The following is a 16,943-nucleotide window of genomic DNA, read 5'->3' as shown; positions in this document are numbered from 1 at the left end:
TGTTAATGGTGGGCTACTCGCGGTCGTACGCGGCGGCGAGCAGCTGGACGGCCTCGGCGAAGCTGGCGCCCTGGGCCTTTGCGGCGGTGGCGAACTCGGCGGCGGCAGCGGAGAGGGAGCTCCAGGCCTCGTCCCGGGCGCAGACCACGGTCCCGTTCCGGCCCCGGGTCACCACGACGCCGGCAGCCTCCAGTTCCTTGTAGGCGCGGGCCACGGTGTGCGGCGCGACGCCCAGTTCGCCGGCGAGGTTCCGGACGGCAGGAAGCCTGGTCCCGGGCGCCAGGGTGCCGTTGTCGGCCCGCTCAATAATGTTGAGCCGGAGCTGTTCGAACAGCGGGACGGAGCTGCCCGGGTTGGGCCGCCAGGGCCCGGGGAACGGCGTGATTGATGTTTCGGTGGGGGTCACTGTCCGGGCTCCTGGGCAGGCTTGCGATGTTCGCGGCGGGCGAACTGCGCCTCGTACAGGGTCAGGTACAGCCCGCCCCTGGCCATGAGTTGGCGGTGGGTGCCCTGTTCAACGATCCGTCCTTGGTCCATGAGCAGAATTAGATCAGCGTCCCGCACCGTGGACAAGCGGTGGGCAATCACGAAGCTGGTGCGTCCCTGCCGGAGCCGCCGCATGGCCTGCCGGATTTGCGCTTCGGTGCGGCTGTCCACCGAGCTGGTGGCCTCGTCGAGGACTAGGATGCTGCGCCCGGCCAGTTGCGCCCGGGCGATCGAGACGAGCTGGCGCTGCCCGCGGCTCAGCGAGTCGCCGTCGTTGCCGAGCATCGTCGCGTACCCGCAGGGCAGTGCCCGGACGAACTGGTCCACGTGGCTGGCCTGCGCAGCGGCCACGATCGCGGCGTCGTCCGCGCCGGGGCGGCCGTACTCGATGTTGTCCCGGATGCTGCCGGTGAACAGCCAGGCATCCTGCAGCACCGTGCCGAAATTGGCCCGGAGCTCATCCCGCGAGAGTGCTGCGATGTCTGCACCGTCGACCGTGATCCGGCCGGAATCCAGCTCGTAGAAGCGCATCAGGAGGTTCACGACGGTGGTCTTGCCGGCGCCGGTGTGCCCCACGATCGCCACCGTCTGCCCCGGCTCCACGGCAAAGGACAGGTCCTGGACCACGGGCGATCCGGGGCGGTAGCCGAAGGTGACCCGCTCAAACGTGACCCGGCCGGCGGCGTCGGACGCTGGAACTCCGGTCCCGGCATGCCCGGCCGCGGATGTCACCGTGGGGGCCGCCGCTGAACCCGCCGCCGTGCCCGCCGCCCGGGCCGGGACTGTTTCCGCCGGGATCTCCGGCGCGTCGAGGAGCTCGAAGACCCTCCCGGCCGACACGAGGCAGGACTGCATGAGCGTCAGCATGCCGCCGATCTGCCCCATCGGCTGGCTGAAGAGCCTGCTGAACTGGAAGAAGGCCTGAAGGCCGCCGATGGTCAGGGCGCCGGACAGGACCTGGAGCGCGCCGACGACGGCGACCGCGATGTAGTTGAGATTCGACACCAGGACCATGAGGGGCTGCACAACGCCGGACATGTACTGGGCGCGGGCACTGGCCCGGCACAGCTTGTCGTTGCCGTCCTTGAAACGGGCCGCGGCCGCGTCCTGCCGCCCGAAGGCCTTGATGACCTCGTGGCCGGTGAAGAACTCCTCGAGCTGCGCGTGCAGTTCGCCCGTGCTCCCCCACTGCTCGGTGAAATGGGCCTGGGATTTCCGGGCCACGAGGACGGTGATGAGGGTGGACACCGGGACGGAGACCAGCGCGATCACGGCCAGAACCGGGGAGAGCCACAGCATCATGGCCAGGGCCCCGGAGAGCATCAGCAGCGACAGGATCAGCTGGTTGAGCAGCTGGTTGAGGGCCTGGGCGATGTTGTCGACGTCGTTCGTGGCTCGGCTCAGCACGTCCCCGCGGTGTTGCTCGTCAAAATGGCTGGACGGCAGGACGTGCAGTTTTTCCTCCACCGAGGCCCGCAGCCCGTAGCCCAGGCGCTGCACCGCCACGGCCGTCAGGGCACCCTGGATCCAGCTGAAGACGGATGCCCCCAGGTACATGACGGACACCGCCGCCAGCAGGGCACCCAGCTTTTCCTGCTCGAAGGATCCGCCGACCACGCCCGCAACAACGACGTCGGTGGCGTCCCCCAGGATTTTCGGCGCGGCCACGTTCAGCACCACAAAGGCGCAGGTGGCGGCGATGACGCCGACCATCCGCCACTTCGACGGCCGGAGCAGCCCGATCAGCCGTCCGGCCGTGCGCCAGCGGAACCGGCCGCCTTTCCCGGGGTCCCCGGGCGACACCACCGGGAGGGATTCGTTGCGGCCACCGGAGGGCAGGTCCACCAAAGACTGGTCCCGGGCGTCACGGGTGGTCCCGGCGTCGGTCCCGGCGTCGAGCGCCGGTTCGCGGATCACAGGGTTTCCTCCAGGACCAGCTGGGAAGCCGCGATTTCCTGGTAGCTCGGCGAGGACTCCATCAGCTCGTGATGTGTTCCCTGCGCCACGACCCGGCCGTCCTCGAGGACCAGGATCAGCCCGGCGTCCACGATCGTGGCGACCCGTTCAGCGACCATCAGGACGGTGGCCGTGAGCAGCAGCGGGGCCATCGCCTCGCGGAGCCGGTAGTCGGTTCCGTAATCCAGCGCCGAGAAGCTGTCGTCGAACAGGTACACGGGAGCCCGGCGCAGCAAGGCGCGCGCGATGCAGAGGCGCTGCCGCTGACCGCCGGAAAAATTCGTGCCGCCCTGGCTCACCGGCGATTCCAGGCCCTGCGGCAGCTTCCGGACAAAATCCTCGGCCTGCGCGGCGTCCAGGACCTGCCAGAGCTCCGCATCCGTCGCCGCCGGCGACGCCATCCTCAGGTTCCCGGCGAGTGTTCCGGAGAACAGATAGGAATGCTGGGGCACAACGCCGATCAGGCTCCGCAGCGCCGCCAGGGGCAGCCTGCGCACGTCGCATCCGCCGATGCTGATCTCCCCCCCGGTCGCCTCCAGGAACCTGGGCAGCAGGTTCAGCAGGGTGGATTTTCCGGTGCCGGTGGCGCCGATGACCGCTGTGACAGCGCCGGGAGCAGCCGTGAAGCTGACGCCGTCGAGGACCGGGGCCTCGGCGCCCGGGTAGGCGAAGGACACGTTGCGGAACTCCACGGCATTGCCCTTGGGTGCCGGTCCGCCCTGGCCGTCCGTAATCGCCGGCGCCGTGTCCAGGACCGCCTGGATTCGTTCCGCGCACGCAGCCGCGCGGGGTGCCGTCATAAAGACATACATCGCCATCATGATCGCGATCAGGATCTGCAGGATGTAGGCGATGAACGCAGTCAGCGCGCCCAGCCGCATGTCGCCGGACTGGATCCTTTGCCCGCCGAACCAGACCACACCGACGGAGGACAGATTGACGACGAACATGATCAGCGGCATCATTCCCGCGACCAGCAGCGCGGACCGCAGGTTGTTCCGGGTCAGGTCTTTGTTTGCCCCGTCAAAGCGCCTCATCTCGTGCCCCTGGCGGACAAAGCCCCGGATGACATTGGCGCCGATGATCTGCTCACGCAGCACCCGACTGATCCGGTCGATGAGTTCCTGGCCCTGCCGGTAGAGCGGGACCAGGCGGCGCACGATCAGGACCATGATGACCGCGAGCACCGGAATGACCGCGACGACGATGCCGGACAAGGCGATGTCCTGGTGCACGGCCAGCACAATGCCGCCGATGAAGATAGCGGGTGCTGCGACCAACATCGTGAACACGAGGACCAGAAGGTTCTGGATCTGCGCGACGTCGTTGGTGGCCCTGGTGACCAGGCTGGCGGCGCCGAACGCGCCTACTTCCTGGGAGGACATCGACTGCACCGTGGCAAACAGCTCTTCGCGCAGTTTACGGCCGAGCTCCATCGCCACGACGGCACCCAGATACCCGGCGGCGATGGCCGCCGCCACCTGCACGCCGGCGATCGCGGCCATCCAGGAACCCAGGCTCAGGATCTCCGGGACGTTGCCGCCGACGATTCCGTCGTCAATGATGGCCGCGTTCAAGGTGGGGAGGAGGAGGTTCGCGGTCGTCTGCACGAGCTGCAAGGCCACGATGGCCAGCACGGTCCCTTTGTGGGCGGCCAAAAGCCGGCCCATCAGACCAATAAGCACCGAACCTCCATCGCCCAGGGCACGGATAGGGATCGACCAAGGCAGCCGCCCCCACGCTGCCTCGACATTGTAAGCTCTCTCACACGGTGCTCCGTTGTCATACGCTGTCCGGCCCGTCCGCCGGTCCGGTATCCCCGGCTGCGGATCAGTCCCGCTTGCGGGCCACGGCGAAGATCCGACGGAACGGGAACACGGTGCCGTGCGGACCGGCCGGGTAGGCCCCTGCCAGCAACGCCGAGTATTCGGTTTCGAAGTCCCGGGCGTCCGCGGCGGACAGGGCCGCGAGCACGGGCCGGAGGCCGGTGCCGCGGACCCACTCCAGGACGGGGTTCGCACCGGGGAGGAGCTGGAAGTACGTGGTCTCCCACGCATCCGCATCGCAGCCGGCGTCGAGCATGATGGCCAGGTAGTCGTCCGGCCCGCCCACCACGTCGTCGTGGCGGAGTACCCCGGCGAGCCGTCCCGCCCACGCCGCGGACTCCGCCAGCCCCCGCATCAGCGTGTGGGAGGGCGAATCGAAGTTACCGGGGACCTGCAGCGCGAACCAGGCTCCGGGCCGGAGCGCTGCAAGCCAGCGCGCCAGCATGTCCCGGTGCCCCGGAACCCACTGCAGGGCTGCGTTGGTGACGACGACGTCGGTGTCACCGGAGGGCATCCAGCCGGCGATATCCGCTTCGGCGAAGGAGAGGTTGGGCAGCTGCTCCGCATAGCCGGCAGACTGGGCCAGCATTTCCGCTGAGGAGTCGAGGCCGGTGACCCTGGCCCGGGGCCAGCGCTCGGCGAGGGTGGCCGTCAGGTTCCCGGGACCGCAGCCGAGGTCGACGACGTGACGGGGAGCGTCAGCATGGACCCGGGCCGTCAGGTCAAAGTACGGCCTGTCCCGGTAGTCCACGAACTGCACGTACTTGGCGGGATCCCATTTCACTGCTTTCCTCCGGTCACCGGCGAACAATGCAACGTCCGAAGCCTAACCCCGGCCGGAACGGCAGCCTAGGAGGCGCGCGACCCTATCGCACCGGCCACTAAGCTGGTGAGCAATGAAACTTGTTGATCAGCTCCCCGCCCCGGCCGCCCGAGTCCCAGACCGGGCCGGCCTGGACCCGGACGAGCTCTACACCCGCTTCGTCGAGTGGACGGAAACCCGCGGGCTGGCCCTGTACACCGCCCAGGACGAGGCCGTCATGGAGCTTGCCGCCGGCGCCAATGTCATCCTGGCAACCCCCACCGGATCCGGGAAGTCCCTTGTCGCGATCGCGGTCCACTTCCAGGCCATGGCCCGCGGGCAGCGCAGCTACTATACCGCACCGATCAAGGCCCTCGTCTCGGAGAAGTTCTTCGCCCTGTGCGAGATCTTCGGCGCCGAGAACGTGGGCATGATCACGGGCGATTCCGGCGTCAACCAGGACGCCCCGATCATTTGCTGCACGGCGGAAATCCTGGCCAATATCGCCCTCCGTGAGGGCGCCGCCGCCGAGCTCGGCGCCGTCATCATGGACGAATTCCACTTCTACTCCGACCCGCAGCGCGGCTGGGCCTGGCAGGTCCCGCTGCTGGAACTCCCCCAGGCGCAGTTCCTGCTGATGTCCGCCACCCTCGGCGACGTGAGCCGCTTCGAAGCCGGCATCACCGAGCTGACCGGCCGCCCGACGACGACTGTCAGTTCCGTGGAGCGGCCCATCCCGCTGCACTACTACTACGAGCAGACGCCCGTGCACGAGACGCTCGAGGAACTCCTCGCCACGAAGCAGGTCCCCGTGTACGTGGTGCACTTCAGCCAGGTGGAGGCGATCGACCGCGCCCAGAACCTGATGAGCATCAACGTCTGCACCCGCGAGGAGAAGGACAAAATCGCCGAGCTGATCGCCGGCTTCCGCTTCGCCGCCGGTTTCGGCAAGACACTCAACCGGCTGGTCCGGCACGGCATCGGCGTCCACCACGCCGGCATGCTGCCCAAGTACCGCCGGCTCGTGGAGCAGCTCGCCCAGGCCGGGCTGCTCAAAGTCATCTGCGGCACCGACACCCTCGGGGTGGGCATCAACGTCCCCATCCGCACCGTGCTGCTCACAGCGCTGAGCAAGTACGACGGCGTCCGCACCCGGCTGCTGAACTCCCGCGAGTTCCACCAGATCGCCGGCCGCGCCGGCCGCGCCGGCTACGACACCGCCGGTACCGTCGTCGTGCAGGCCCCGGAACATGTCACGGAGAACGTCAAAGCGATGGCCAAGGCCACGGCGAAGTTCGGCGACGACCAGAAGAAGCTCCGCCAGGTGGTCAAGAAAAAGCCGCCGGAGGGCTTTGTGTCCTGGGGCGAACCGACTTACAAGCGCCTCGTCGAGTCGGCCCCGGATCCGCTGACATCCAGCTTCAGCGTGACCCACGCGATGCTGATGAACCTGATGGAACGGCCGGGCGATCCGTTCAAGGCGGCCCGCCGCCTGCTGACCGAAAACCATGAGCCGCGTTCTTCGCAGCTGCAGCTCATGAAGAAGGCCCTGGGCATCTACCGGGAGCTCCTTGCCGCCGGTGTGGTGGAGCGGATCCCGCTTCAGGAGCAGGGCGCGGACGGGCGCACTGTCCGCCTGACGGTCCATCTGCAGGCCAACTTCGCCCTGAACCAGCCGCTGTCCCCCTTCGCCCTCGCGGCACTGGAACTGCTGGATCCGGAGTCGCCGTCGTACGCCCTCGACGTTGTGTCCGTGATCGAGTCCACGCTCGAGAAGCCCCGGCAGATCCTGTCCGCGCAGCTGAAGAAAGCGCGCGGGGAGGCGGTCGCCGCAATGAAGGCCGACGGCATCGACTACGACCAGCGCATGGCCATGCTGGACGAGGTCAACTACCCGCAGCCGCTCGCGGAGCTCCTCGGCGAGGCGTTCGACGTCTACCGCCGTGCCGCGCCGTGGATCGGTGACTTCGAACTGGCCCCCAAGTCCATCGTCCGGGACATGTACGAACGGGCGATGAACTTCGGCGAGTTCGTCCAGTTCTACGGACTGGCCCGCTCCGAGGGCATCGTGCTGCGCTACCTGGCCGACGGGTTCAAGGCGCTGCGTCAGACCGTCCCGCAGGACGCCCTCCGCGAAGACCTTGAGGACCTCATCGCGTGGCTCGGCGAACTGGTCCGCCAGGTCGACTCCAGCCTGCTCGACGAGTGGGAGGAGCTGACCTCCGGCAAGGCGCCGACGCCACACGACGCTCCCCCGCCCCCGCCGCCGTCGCTGACCTCCAACGTCCGCGCCTTCCGCGTGATGGTCCGCAACGAGATGTTCCGCCGGGTGGAGCTCTTCGCGGACGAGGACGCCACTGCCCTCGGCGAACTCGATGCCGGTTCCGGCTGGGACGCCGAACGGTGGGAGGACATGCTGGATGACTACTTCGACGAACACGACGACATCGGCACCGGCCCGGACGCCCGCGGCCCGGGCCTGCTGATCATCACGGAGGAGCCGGGCCAATGGAAGGTCCGGCAGATCTTCGAGGACCCGGCCGGCAACCACGACTGGGGCATCTCCGCGGAGGTGGACCTCGCGGCATCGGACGAAACCGGAACCGCCGTCGTGCGTGTAACGGACGTGAACCGGCTGTAGCGGTCCGCGAACCGGATCCAACGCCGGGCAGGCCCTAGTAAACTCGAGTGATGAGTGTAATCCGGCCCGCGACGGCGAACGATGTCCCCGAAATCCTGCAGATGATCCACGACCTCGCCATCTACGAGAAGGAGCCGGACGCCGTCCGGAACACCCCGGAGATGCTGACCGACGTCCTGTTTGGCGAGCACCCGCGGGTGTTCGCCGCCATGGCGGAGAACGAGGCCGGCGAGATCCGGGGCTTCGCCCTCTGGTTCCTGAACTACTCCACGTGGGAAGGCGTCCACGGCATTTACCTCGAGGACCTGTACGTGCGCCCCGAGGCCCGCGGTGAAGGCCATGGCAAGGCGCTCCTCCAGCATCTAGCCGCGACCGCCGTCGACCGCGGCTACGCCCGCGTCGAGTGGAGTGTCCTGGACTGGAACGAGCCCTCCATCAATTTCTACAAAAGGCTTGGGGCCAACCCGATGGAGGAATGGTCCACGTTCCGGCTGACCGGCGAGGCGCTGGAAGGCTTTGGCACCTCGCGCGAAGCCCGGGCCCGTGGCTGACCTGCCCCTGACCGGGACGGGGGCCGCCGAGCTGCTGGAGGCTGCGCCGCAGACCGTCCCGCACACCATCAAGGCGCGGTACGAATACCGTGGGATGCGCACGGCGGAGCACTACTTCGAAGTACCCCTGGACCACTTCAGCGGTGGCGCACCGGCCGGTGAGACCATCACCGTCTTTGCCCGCGAGTACGTCTCCGCGGACTACAGCGAGGACGAGGCCGCGCAGCTCCCGTGGCTGCTGTACCTGCAGGGCGGCCCGGGCGGACGCGGCAACCGTCTTCCGGCGCTCGGCGGCTGGAGCAAGGCCGCCGCCAAGGACTTCCGGATCCTGATGCTGGACCAGCGCGGCACCGGCCTGTCCTCCGCGGTCGACCGCAACACACTGCCGCTGCGCGGGAACGACGCCGACCAGGCGGACTACCTCGCGCACTTCCGGGCGGACTCGATCGTCGCCGACGCCGAGGCCATCCGGCTGGCGCTGGGCTCCGGGCCGTGGACGATCTACGGGCAGAGCTACGGCGGCTTCTGTGCCCTCAGCTATCTCTCCTTCGCCCCGGAGGGCCTGCGGGAAGCCCTCATCACCGGCGGGCTCGCACCCCTCTCGGGGCCCGCGGACCGGGTCTACCGGGCCACCTTCCAGCGGGTGGCGGCCCGCAACGCCGAGTACTTCGCACGGTACCCCGGGGACCGCGCAGCGGTCACCCGGATAGCCGGGCACCTTCGGGAGACGGAGGAATTCCTGCCCGACGGCGAACGGCTCACCGTGGAACGGTTCCAGATGGTGGGTTCCTTCCTGGGCGGCAACACCCGGGTGGATGCCCTGCACCACCTGCTGGAGGACGCCTTCGTCGGCACACCCGGCGGGGAGCGCCTCTCGGATGCGTTCCTCGACCAGGTCCGCGGGATCGTGTCCCGTTCCGCCAACCCGTTGTATGCGCTGATGCACGAATCCATCTACGGCCAGGGCGAGTCCACGGACTGGGCCGCCTGGCGGGTGCTGCAGGATTTCCCGGAGTTCTCCCCGGAAGCCCCTGAGCCGCTGCTCACCGGGGAAATGGTCTACCCCTGGTACTTCGAGCAGGATCCCGCCCTCCGGCCGCTGCGGTATGTCGCCGGCCGCCTCGCCGAAAAGGACGACTGGCCGCCGCTCTACGATCCGGAGCGGCTCGCGCTCAACGCCGTGCCGGTGGCCGCCGCCGTCTACACCGAGGACATCTACGTCGACCGCGGCCTGTCGCTCGAGACGGCCGCTGCCGTCCGGGGCCTGCAGGTCTGGGAATCGGCGGACTTCCACCATGACGGCATCGCGGACGACGGCGAGGGCATCTTCGCCCGGCTCCTTGGCCTGACCCGGTCCGTCCGGGACTCACCCCGGGACTGAACCGGCGGTCCCTCCGGTGCCTACGCCGCCGATTGCACGCTGCGGTCCTGGCCGGCAGCGCGGAGGGCGACGGCGAACACCACCGCGGCGACGGCGGCTGCCGCCATATTGAGGCCCTGGTAGCCGACGCCGCTCATCACCAGCCCGGAGAAGCCTGCACCGACGGCGCCGGCAACCCCCATCATGGTGTCCGAGACGCCCTGGACGAGGACACGGTCGTCGGCGCCGACGCTCTCGGCGAGCAGGGTGGAACCGGCGATCGTGGCCGCGGACCAGCCCAGCCCGAGCAGCACCAGGCCAACCGTCACCAGGACCGGGGCGGCCTGACCGAAGCCTGCCACGAGGACGGAGAGCAGGATGAGGCCGTGGCCCAGCAGAATGACGGGAAGCCGGCCGGCCTTGTCAGTCAGCCAGCCCATCACCGGCGAGAGTGCGTACATTCCGGCAATGTGCAGCGAGATGGTGAACCCGATCAGGACCAGCACGTCGGTGCTGGCGGCGTGGGCGTGGCCGGCCGGGACGCCCGCGAGGGGGCCCTCGGTCAGCAGTTGCAGGTGCAGGGGCGTCATCGACATCACTGCAGCCATGCAGCCGTGCGCAGCGATGACCGCGAGGAGGGCCAGGCCGGCCCGCGGCGAGGCCCGGATGGCGCGCATGCCGTGCCGGAGGCCGTGCCGCCGCCGGGCATCGGCGGCGCCTCCGGCCGTGCCGCTGGAGGCACTCGCGGAGCTGCTGGCGGTACCGGCCGTGCCCGCGGTGCCGCTGGCGGCGGCCGGCTGTCCGCCGGCACGGAGCCGGGCCGCCAGCAGAAGCGGGTCCGGCCGAAGGCCGGCGACCAGCAACAGCGCGGCCAGCGCCAGCCCCGCCGTCGAGAACACAAAGGGTCCGGCCAGCGCCGGCAGCCCGAGGGCCTCCCCCACCAGTGCGCCGGGACGGATCAGGTTGGGCCCGGCGACGGCGCCGATGGTCACGGCCCACACCACGATCGCCAGGGAGCGGCCGCGGTGTTCCGGTGCGGCGAGGTCGACGGCGGCGAAGCGGGCCTGCAGGTTGGCGGCCGTTCCAAGCCCCAGCAGGGCCGCGGCCAGCAGCAGCACCGGGAAGCTGCCGGTCACCGTGGACACGATCACCAGCAGGGCGCCGGCCATGGCGGCGAGCAGACCTGTGACGAGGGAGGCCCGCCGGCCGCGTCGTCCGGCCAGTCCGGCGAGAGGCAGGGCGGCCGCCGCGGCTCCGAGGGTCATGGTGGTGGTGACCGAGCCGGCCCAGGCGTTCGAGCCGGAGAGCTGGACAGCCAGCAGGGACCCGACGGACAGGCTGGCGCCGCTGCCCACGCCGCTGAGGAGCTGCGCGGTGCTCAGCACCCAAACAGTACGGCGCTGGACCCGTTGCGGGTCCAGCGCCGTACCGTTGGCTGCTGCAGTGTCGAAGATTTTCACGGTCCGAGCTTAGCCGAACCGTGAGGGTTACTCGGCGTCGGTCAGGCTCTTGCGGGAGTCCTCTTCGAGCCGGGCGTCGATCTTGGACTGCGTGGCCTTGGAGCTGATCAGGCTGGCGATCACGGCGACGATGATGGTGCCGATGATCACACCGAGCGAGACGAAGGTCGGGATCTCGGGGGCCCATTCGATGTGCTGGCCGCCGTTGATGAAGGGCAGTTCGTTGACGTGCATGGCATGCAGGATCAGCTTCACGCCGATGAAAGCGAGGATCACTGAGAGTGCGTGCTTGAGGTAGATCAGGCGGGTCATCAGGCCGCCGAGCAGGAAGTACAGCTGCCGCAGGCCCATCAGGGCGAAGATGTTGGCGGTGAAGACGATGAACGCGCTCTGGGTCAGGCCGAAGATGGCCGGGATGGAGTCCACCGCGAAGAGCAGGTCGGTCAGGCCGATGGTGACGAAGACGATCAGCATGGGGGTGAAGACCTTCTTGCCGTCCACCACCGTGCGGAGCTTGCCGCCGTCGAACTTCTCCGACATCGGCAGGAACTTCCGGATCCGGGCGATGAACGGGTTTTCCTTGTCCTCCTCGTCCTCACCGTCGTCCTGGGCCTGCTTCCACGCGGTCCACAGCAGGAAGACGCCGAAGATGTAGAAGACCCAGCTGAACTGCTCGATCACAATCGCGCCGAGCAGAATGAAGATGCCACGGAGGATCAGCGCGATGATGATGCCGACCATAAGGACTTCCTGCTGGTACTTACGGGGTACCGAGAAGCGCGCCATGATGATGATGAAGACAAAGAGGTTGTCGATGCTGAGGCTGTATTCCGTCACCCAGCCGGCGAGGAACTGCCCGCCGTATTCCGGGCCGGTGAAGGCGAACATGGCACCGGCGAAGAGCAGGGCGAGGGCAATGTAGAAGGACACCCACAGGCCGGCTTCCTTCATGGAGGGCTCGTGCGGACGTTTCAGGACCAGCAGCAGGTCGATGGCCAGGATGATGCCGAGAACGACAAAGGAGCCGATCTCAAACCAGACGGGAAGTTCGGGCACGAAGATACCTTTCGCAGGGTGTGACGGTGCGGTGTAAGTCTCTCCGACTGGCCTGAGTGTCCGGAACTACGAATCCGGTCCTGCTTGGCTGCCCGCTACGCCCGGCAGGGCATCTGTGCCGTGCGTGTTGACGATCGTAGCGCTTGGGATACTCCCCTACGTCCGCCCTACGTTACCCTAGGCGTGCCCCGCGGACTGCATCTGGCGCAGTTCCTTCTTCAGCTCCCCCACCTCGTCGCGGAGCCGTGCGGCGAGTTCGAACTGGAGTTCCCCGGCGGCGGAGTGCATCTGTTCGGTGAGCTGCTCGATCAATCCCACCAGGTCCTCGGCCGGTGCGGCCGCGAGGCCGTCCGCGCGGATCTTCGAGGCGCCCTTGCCCTTGCCGCGGGCCTTGCCCGCGTTGGCGAGGAGCTCGCGGGTGTCGGCGTCCTCCTTGGCGATCTGGTCCGTGATGTCGGCGATCTTCTTCCGCAGCGGCTGCGGGTCGATGCCCTTTTCTGTGTTGTACGCGACCTGGATCGCGCGGCGGCGGTTCGTCTCGTCGATGGCGTGGGCCATGGAATCGGTGATCCGGTCCGCGTACATGTGCACCTGGCCGGAGACGTTGCGGGCGGCACGGCCAATGGTCTGGATCAGCGAGGTGGACGAGCGCAGGAAGCCTTCCTTGTCCGCATCGAGGATGCTGACCAGCGATACCTCGGGCAGGTCCAGGCCCTCCCGGAGCAGGTTGATGCCGACCAGCACATCGAAGACGCCCATCCGGAGCTCCCGGAGCAGCTCCACCCGGCGGAGCGTGTCCACGTCGGAGTGCAGGTATTCGACCTTCACGCCGTGGCCCAGCAGGTAGTCGGTGAGGTCCTCGGCCATCCGCTTCGTCAGGGTGGTGACCAGGACGCGCTCGTTCTTCGCCGTACGGGTCTTGATTTCACCGAGCAGGTCATCGATCTGGCCCTTCGTGGGCTTCACGATCACCTCCGGATCAATCAGGCCGGTGGGCCGGATGATCTGCTGCACGTAGCCGTCAGCCTTGCCGAGCTCGTACTTGCCGGGCGTCGCGGACAGGTACACCGTCTGGCCCACCCGGTCCTGGAACTCGTCCCACTTCAGCGGCCGGTTGTCCATCGCGGAGGGCAGCCGGAATCCATGGTCCACGAGGTTCCGCTTGCGGGACATGTCGCCCTCGTACATGGCGCCGATCTGCGGAACAGTCACATGGGACTCGTCGATCACCAGCAGGAAGTCGTCCGGGAAGTAGTCGATGAGGCAGTGCGGGGCGGTCCCGCGGGCCCGGCCGTCGATGTGCGAGGAGTAATTCTCGATGCCGTTGCAGAAGCCCATTTGCTGCATCATTTCGAGGTCATAGGTGGTGCGCATCCGGAGCCGCTGGGCTTCCACGAGTTTGTTCTGACCCTCCAGGACCTGGAGCCGCTCGGCCAGTTCGTCTTCGATCCGCTTGATGGCGCGGCCCATGCGTTCCGGACCGGCCACGTAGTGCGAGGCCGGGAAAACGTACATCTCGGTCTCATCCCGGATGATTTCCCCGGTGAGCGGGTGCAGCGTGTAGATGTTCTCGATCTCGTCGCCGAAGAACTCGACCCGGATCGCCAGCTCCTCGTACATCGGAATGATTTCCACGGTGTCGCCGCGGACCCGGAAGGTGCCGCGGTGGAAGTCCATGTCGTTGCGGGCGTATTGCATGGAGACGAACTTGCGGAGCAGGTCGTCCCGGTTCATTTCCGCACCCTTGCGGAGCGTCACCATGCCGGCGATGTATTCCTCCGGCGTGCCCAGGCCGTAGATGCAGGACACCGTGGCCACCACAATGACATCGCGGCGGGTCAGCAGCGCGTTGGTGGCGGAGTGCCGGAGCCGTTCGACTTCCTCATTGACCGAGGAGTCCTTCTCGATGAAGGTGTCCGTCTGCGCCACGTACGCCTCGGGCTGGTAGTAGTCGTAGTAGGAGACGAAGTACTCGACGGCGTTATTGGGAAGCAGTTCGCGGAATTCGTTGACGAGCTGCGCGGCGAGGGTCTTGTTCTGCACCATCACAAGCGTGGGGCGCTGGACCTGCTCGATCAGCCACGCCGTCGTCGCGCTCTTACCGGTACCGGTGGCACCGAGCAGCACCACGTCCTTCTCGCCGTTCTTGATGCGCTCGGTCAGTTCCGCGATCGCGGCCGGCTGGTCACCGGCCGGCTGGAATTCGCTGATGACCTCAAAGGGCGCCACGACACGGTTGATCTGCTGGGCAAGACTCATGTATCTAATCTACCGCCGGGCCCCGACAGGATGTTTTGATTCAGCTTTGGGCGGTACGGTCCGGCTCCGGACCGGTCACCGGTTCGGGGGCCGGGGACGACGGCGGCTGCCAGCCGGTGCGCTGCACCCACGCCTCCATCCGGGGGGCCGCGTGTCCGGTGAACCAGCCTTCCTTGTCGGCCGCGTAACGCGCGGTGGATTTGTCCACGCCATGCAGCTTGGCGACCCTGCGCTTCTCGGCGAGGTAGTCGGCCCGGGCGGACGCGTCGTCGCGCAGCCAGTCGCGGAAGCAGAGCGCAAACCGCCAGCCCGGGGACCCCACGGCGCGGACGTGCAGGTTCACCGCTCGGCCGGGGTCCGCGTTGCCGTGCAGCCGTTTGGGCCAGTCCGACGGGTCCGGGTGGGAGGGCTTGGGGTTGTCGGAGACGATGCCGGGCCAGGCGGGGAAGCCGGCGTCGGCGAGCAGCGGCGCGATCCGCTCCGCGGCGGCCATGTCCTCGACGCCGAGCTGCAGGTCCAGGATGTCCTTCGCGGGGAGGCCGGGGACGGCCGTGGATCCGACGTGGTCCAGGGTCAGGACGTCGCCGGCGGCGGCCAGCTGCAGGCGCGCGATGAGCCGTGCTGCCTGTGCGGGCCATTCCGGATCGGCAGGTGTCAGGACGGGTCCGCCGGTCCGCGGTGCGAGGCGGTGCCTGCTCAGGTTCAACGCGAACGGTGCCAGCCGGAACTTCCAGAGCCGGTCCACCGCGTCCCGCAGTTCCTCCTTGGCGCCGGAGTTGTCCAGGACGGCGTCGGCCGCCGCCAGCCGGTCCGCCCTGGCAGCCTGGGCGGCCATCCGGGCCCGGGCGTCCGCGGCGGTCATGTGCCGGTGCTGGACCATGCGCTGCACCCGGACGTCGTCCGGGGCGTCCACCACCACCACCAGGTGGAAGTTGGCGCCCTGCCCTGTCTCGACGAGGAGCGGTATGTCCTGGACCACGACGGCGCCCTTCGGAGCGGCGGCGGCCAGCGCGGCGGCGCGCTCCCGGACGAGGGGATGGATGATGCCGTTGAGCACGGCGAGGCGTTCCGGGTTGCCGAAGACGAGGGCGCCGAGTTTGGGCCGGTCCAGGCCGCCGTCGGGTGCCAGGATGGACTTGCTGAAGGCCGCCACGACCCGGGCGAGTCCCGGCGTCCCGGGTTCCACGACCTCCCGGGCCAGGGCATCGGCGTCGATCACCACGGCCCCGAGTTCGCGCAGGCGTGAGGCGGCCACTGACTTCCCTGAGGCGATGCCGCCCGTCAACCCGATTTTCAACACCCCACCAGACTAAACTGATCCGGTGGCTGAAGATGCGGATTTCCCGGAGAGCAGGGCCACCGTCTACACCACGCTGGCCGCCGGCCCGGAGTTCCGCCACGAGATCGAAGTGAAACGCTCCCGATTTATCACCGTGCTGCACCGCACCGGGGATGAGGAGGGCGCCCGCGCTGTCGTCGCCGGGCTGCGCAAGGAATTCCATGATGCACGGCACCACTGCTCCGCTTTCGTGCTCGGTCCCGACCGGGCTGTGCAGCGCTCCAACGACGACGGCGAACCGTCCGGCACCGCGGGCATCCCGATGCTCGATGCGCTGCTGAAACGCGAGACTGCGCCGGGCGTGACGGACCTCAGCGATGTGAGCGCCGTCGTGGTCCGCTATTTCGGCGGGATCCTGCTGGGCGCCGGCGGACTGGTCCGGGCCTACTCCGAATCCGTGTCCGCTGCCCTGGACCGGGCGCCGCTGGCCCGGCGCCGCCGGCTGCGGATCTGCGCGGTGACGGTCCCGCACACGGCGGCCGGCCGGCTGGAGAATGAGCTGCGCGCCGCGGGCTATGTGATGGCCGAAACCAGTTATGACGCGCAGACTACTGTCCTGAGGATTGCCCTGCCGGATGATCCGGCGGGCCTCGCGCGGGCGGGGGAACGTGTCGCGGCCCTGTCCGCTGGAACCGCCAAATTGCTGCCTGGAGAAACGGAGTGGATCGATGTCCCCCTCGGCTGAGCCGTCCCCTGCCGCTGTCCGGCTCGTCGACGTCTCCGAGCCGGTCCTGGAGCAGCTCCTGACCGTGGCGATCCAGGACGCCGACGCCAACGAGGTGACCCCTCCCCTGGGCAGCGCCTCCGGCTGGAACTCGGAGCGGATCAGCTGGTTCCGCGAATACCACCACGCTGCCGCAGGCCTCGACGGGCCCGCGCAGCAGAAGAGCTGGGCGATCAGCTCCGACGGGGAGCTGGCGGGATCCATCCGGCTCAAGCGGACCGGAGCGGACTCGCTGGAAACGGGAATCTGGCTGGGCCGCAGCTTCCGCGGCCACGGCATCGCGCGGGAGGCCCTTCGGCTCGTAGTTGAACGGGCCGCCGCGTCCGGCGCTGCAGTGCTCGAGGCCGACACGACAGCGGGGAATGCCGCTGCCTTGGTCCTCCTGCGCTCAGCGGGGGCGGAGTTCGAGCAGGGCGAAGCCTCCGTTGACGCCACGGTTCCGGTCAAGGCCAGGATTCCACTGCGCTAGGGGCTACCCGGGCC

General features: G+C 68.4%; 13 protein-coding genes. 5 read left to right on the top strand and 8 right to left on the bottom strand.

The features are described 5' to 3' along the window. Positions 1-13: 13 nt before the first annotated feature. From ABIB29_RS04640 to ABIB29_RS04625, 4 genes are all read right to left on the bottom strand, one after another. A complete protein-coding gene (locus ABIB29_RS04640) occupies positions 14-385 on the bottom strand; it encodes a GntR family transcriptional regulator (protein ID WP_354171073.1) in 372 nt (123 codons plus the stop codon). Positions 386-402: 17 nt separating this feature from the next. Next, positions 403-2,199, bottom strand: coding sequence for an ABC transporter ATP-binding protein (locus ABIB29_RS04635; RefSeq protein ID WP_354171071.1), 1,797 nt, complete (start codon positions 2,197-2,199; stop codon positions 403-405). 200 nt (positions 2,200-2,399) lie between these two features. After that, positions 2,400-4,112: an ABC transporter ATP-binding protein gene (locus ABIB29_RS04630; RefSeq protein ID WP_354171069.1), complete on the bottom strand. Its 1,713-nt coding sequence runs from the start codon at positions 4,110-4,112 to the stop codon at positions 2,400-2,402. Positions 4,113-4,272: 160 nt separating this feature from the next. Continuing rightward, positions 4,273-5,052, bottom strand: coding sequence for a trans-aconitate 2-methyltransferase (locus tag ABIB29_RS04625; RefSeq protein WP_354170509.1), 780 nt, complete (start codon positions 5,050-5,052; stop codon positions 4,273-4,275). A 112-nt stretch (positions 5,053-5,164) separates the two neighbouring features. Here ABIB29_RS04625 and ABIB29_RS04620 point away from each other — a divergent pair, with 112 nt between their 5' ends. From ABIB29_RS04620 to ABIB29_RS04610, 3 genes are all read left to right on the top strand, one after another. Continuing rightward, the gene (locus ABIB29_RS04620; protein ID WP_354170507.1) at positions 5,165-7,711 is read left to right on the top strand and encodes a DEAD/DEAH box helicase; all 2,547 of its coding nucleotides are present in this window, start codon (positions 5,165-5,167) and stop codon (positions 7,709-7,711) included. Between the two features lie 50 nt (positions 7,712-7,761). Next, a complete protein-coding gene (locus ABIB29_RS04615) occupies positions 7,762-8,262 on the top strand; it encodes a GNAT family N-acetyltransferase (RefSeq protein WP_354170505.1) in 501 nt (166 codons plus the stop codon). Positions 8,263-8,356: 94 nt separating this feature from the next. Continuing rightward, a complete protein-coding gene (locus ABIB29_RS04610; RefSeq protein ID WP_354171067.1) occupies positions 8,357-9,643 on the top strand; it encodes an alpha/beta fold hydrolase in 1,287 nt (428 codons plus the stop codon). Positions 9,644-9,663: 20 nt separating this feature from the next. On the opposite strand, the gene ABIB29_RS04605 is transcribed toward ABIB29_RS04610, so the two are convergent. The 4 genes from ABIB29_RS04605 to coaE form a co-directional block, all read right to left on the bottom strand. Then, positions 9,664-11,082 (bottom strand): MFS transporter, encoded by a 1,419-nt coding sequence (locus ABIB29_RS04605; protein WP_354170503.1) that lies wholly within the window; start codon positions 11,080-11,082, stop codon positions 9,664-9,666. Positions 11,083-11,109: 27 nt separating this feature from the next. Beyond that, entirely contained in the window at positions 11,110-12,138 is a 1,029-nt protein-coding gene (locus tag ABIB29_RS04600; protein ID WP_354170502.1) for a TerC family protein, read from the bottom strand. Positions 12,139-12,315: 177 nt separating this feature from the next. Continuing rightward, positions 12,316-14,397, bottom strand: coding sequence for an excinuclease ABC subunit UvrB (gene uvrB, locus ABIB29_RS04595; RefSeq protein ID WP_354170500.1), 2,082 nt, complete (start codon positions 14,395-14,397; stop codon positions 12,316-12,318). Between the two features lie 40 nt (positions 14,398-14,437). Beyond that, a complete protein-coding gene (gene coaE / locus ABIB29_RS04590; protein ID WP_354170498.1) occupies positions 14,438-15,697 on the bottom strand; it encodes a dephospho-CoA kinase in 1,260 nt (419 codons plus the stop codon). 22 nt (positions 15,698-15,719) lie between these two features. On the opposite strand from coaE, the gene ABIB29_RS04585 reads away from it, so the two are divergent. After that, a complete protein-coding gene (locus ABIB29_RS04585) occupies positions 15,720-16,421 on the top strand; it encodes an IMPACT family protein (protein WP_354170496.1) in 702 nt (233 codons plus the stop codon). Continuing rightward, the gene (locus tag ABIB29_RS04580) at positions 16,405-16,929 is read left to right on the top strand and encodes a GNAT family N-acetyltransferase (RefSeq protein ID WP_354170494.1); all 525 of its coding nucleotides are present in this window, start codon (positions 16,405-16,407) and stop codon (positions 16,927-16,929) included. Before ABIB29_RS04585 ends, ABIB29_RS04580 begins: the two co-directional genes overlap by 17 nt. Positions 16,930-16,943: the final 14 nt, after the last annotated feature.

This window comes from Arthrobacter sp. UYEF36, from assembly GCF_040547025.1.
GTDB lineage: Bacteria > Actinomycetota > Actinomycetes > Actinomycetales > Micrococcaceae > Arthrobacter.
Note: the sequence above shows the minus strand (reverse complement) of the source record. Positions and strands in the feature narration are given on the sequence as shown.

What these genes read in the sequence shown, in the direction of transcription:
- ABIB29_RS04635 (WP_354171071.1), bottom strand. Translation starts at nt 2,199, where the DNA reads ATGGTCGGCGTCATCGCCGCCACCTGCGCCTTTGTGGTGCTGAACGTG.
- ABIB29_RS04630 (WP_354171069.1), bottom strand. Translation starts at nt 4,112, where the DNA reads ATGGGCCGGCTTTTGGCCGCCCACAAAGGGACCGTGCTGGCCATCGTG.
- ABIB29_RS04620 (WP_354170507.1), top strand. Translation starts at nt 5,165, where the DNA reads ATGAAACTTGTTGATCAGCTCCCCGCCCCGGCCGCCCGAGTCCCAGAC.
- ABIB29_RS04615 (WP_354170505.1), top strand. Translation starts at nt 7,762, where the DNA reads ATGAGTGTAATCCGGCCCGCGACGGCGAACGATGTCCCCGAAATCCTG.
- ABIB29_RS04610 (WP_354171067.1), top strand. Translation starts at nt 8,357, where the DNA reads ATGCGCACGGCGGAGCACTACTTCGAAGTACCCCTGGACCACTTCAGC.
- uvrB (WP_354170500.1), bottom strand. Translation starts at nt 14,397, where the DNA reads ATGAGTCTTGCCCAGCAGATCAACCGTGTCGTGGCGCCCTTTGAGGTC.
- ABIB29_RS04580 (WP_354170494.1), top strand. Translation starts at nt 16,405, where the DNA reads ATGTCCCCCTCGGCTGAGCCGTCCCCTGCCGCTGTCCGGCTCGTCGAC.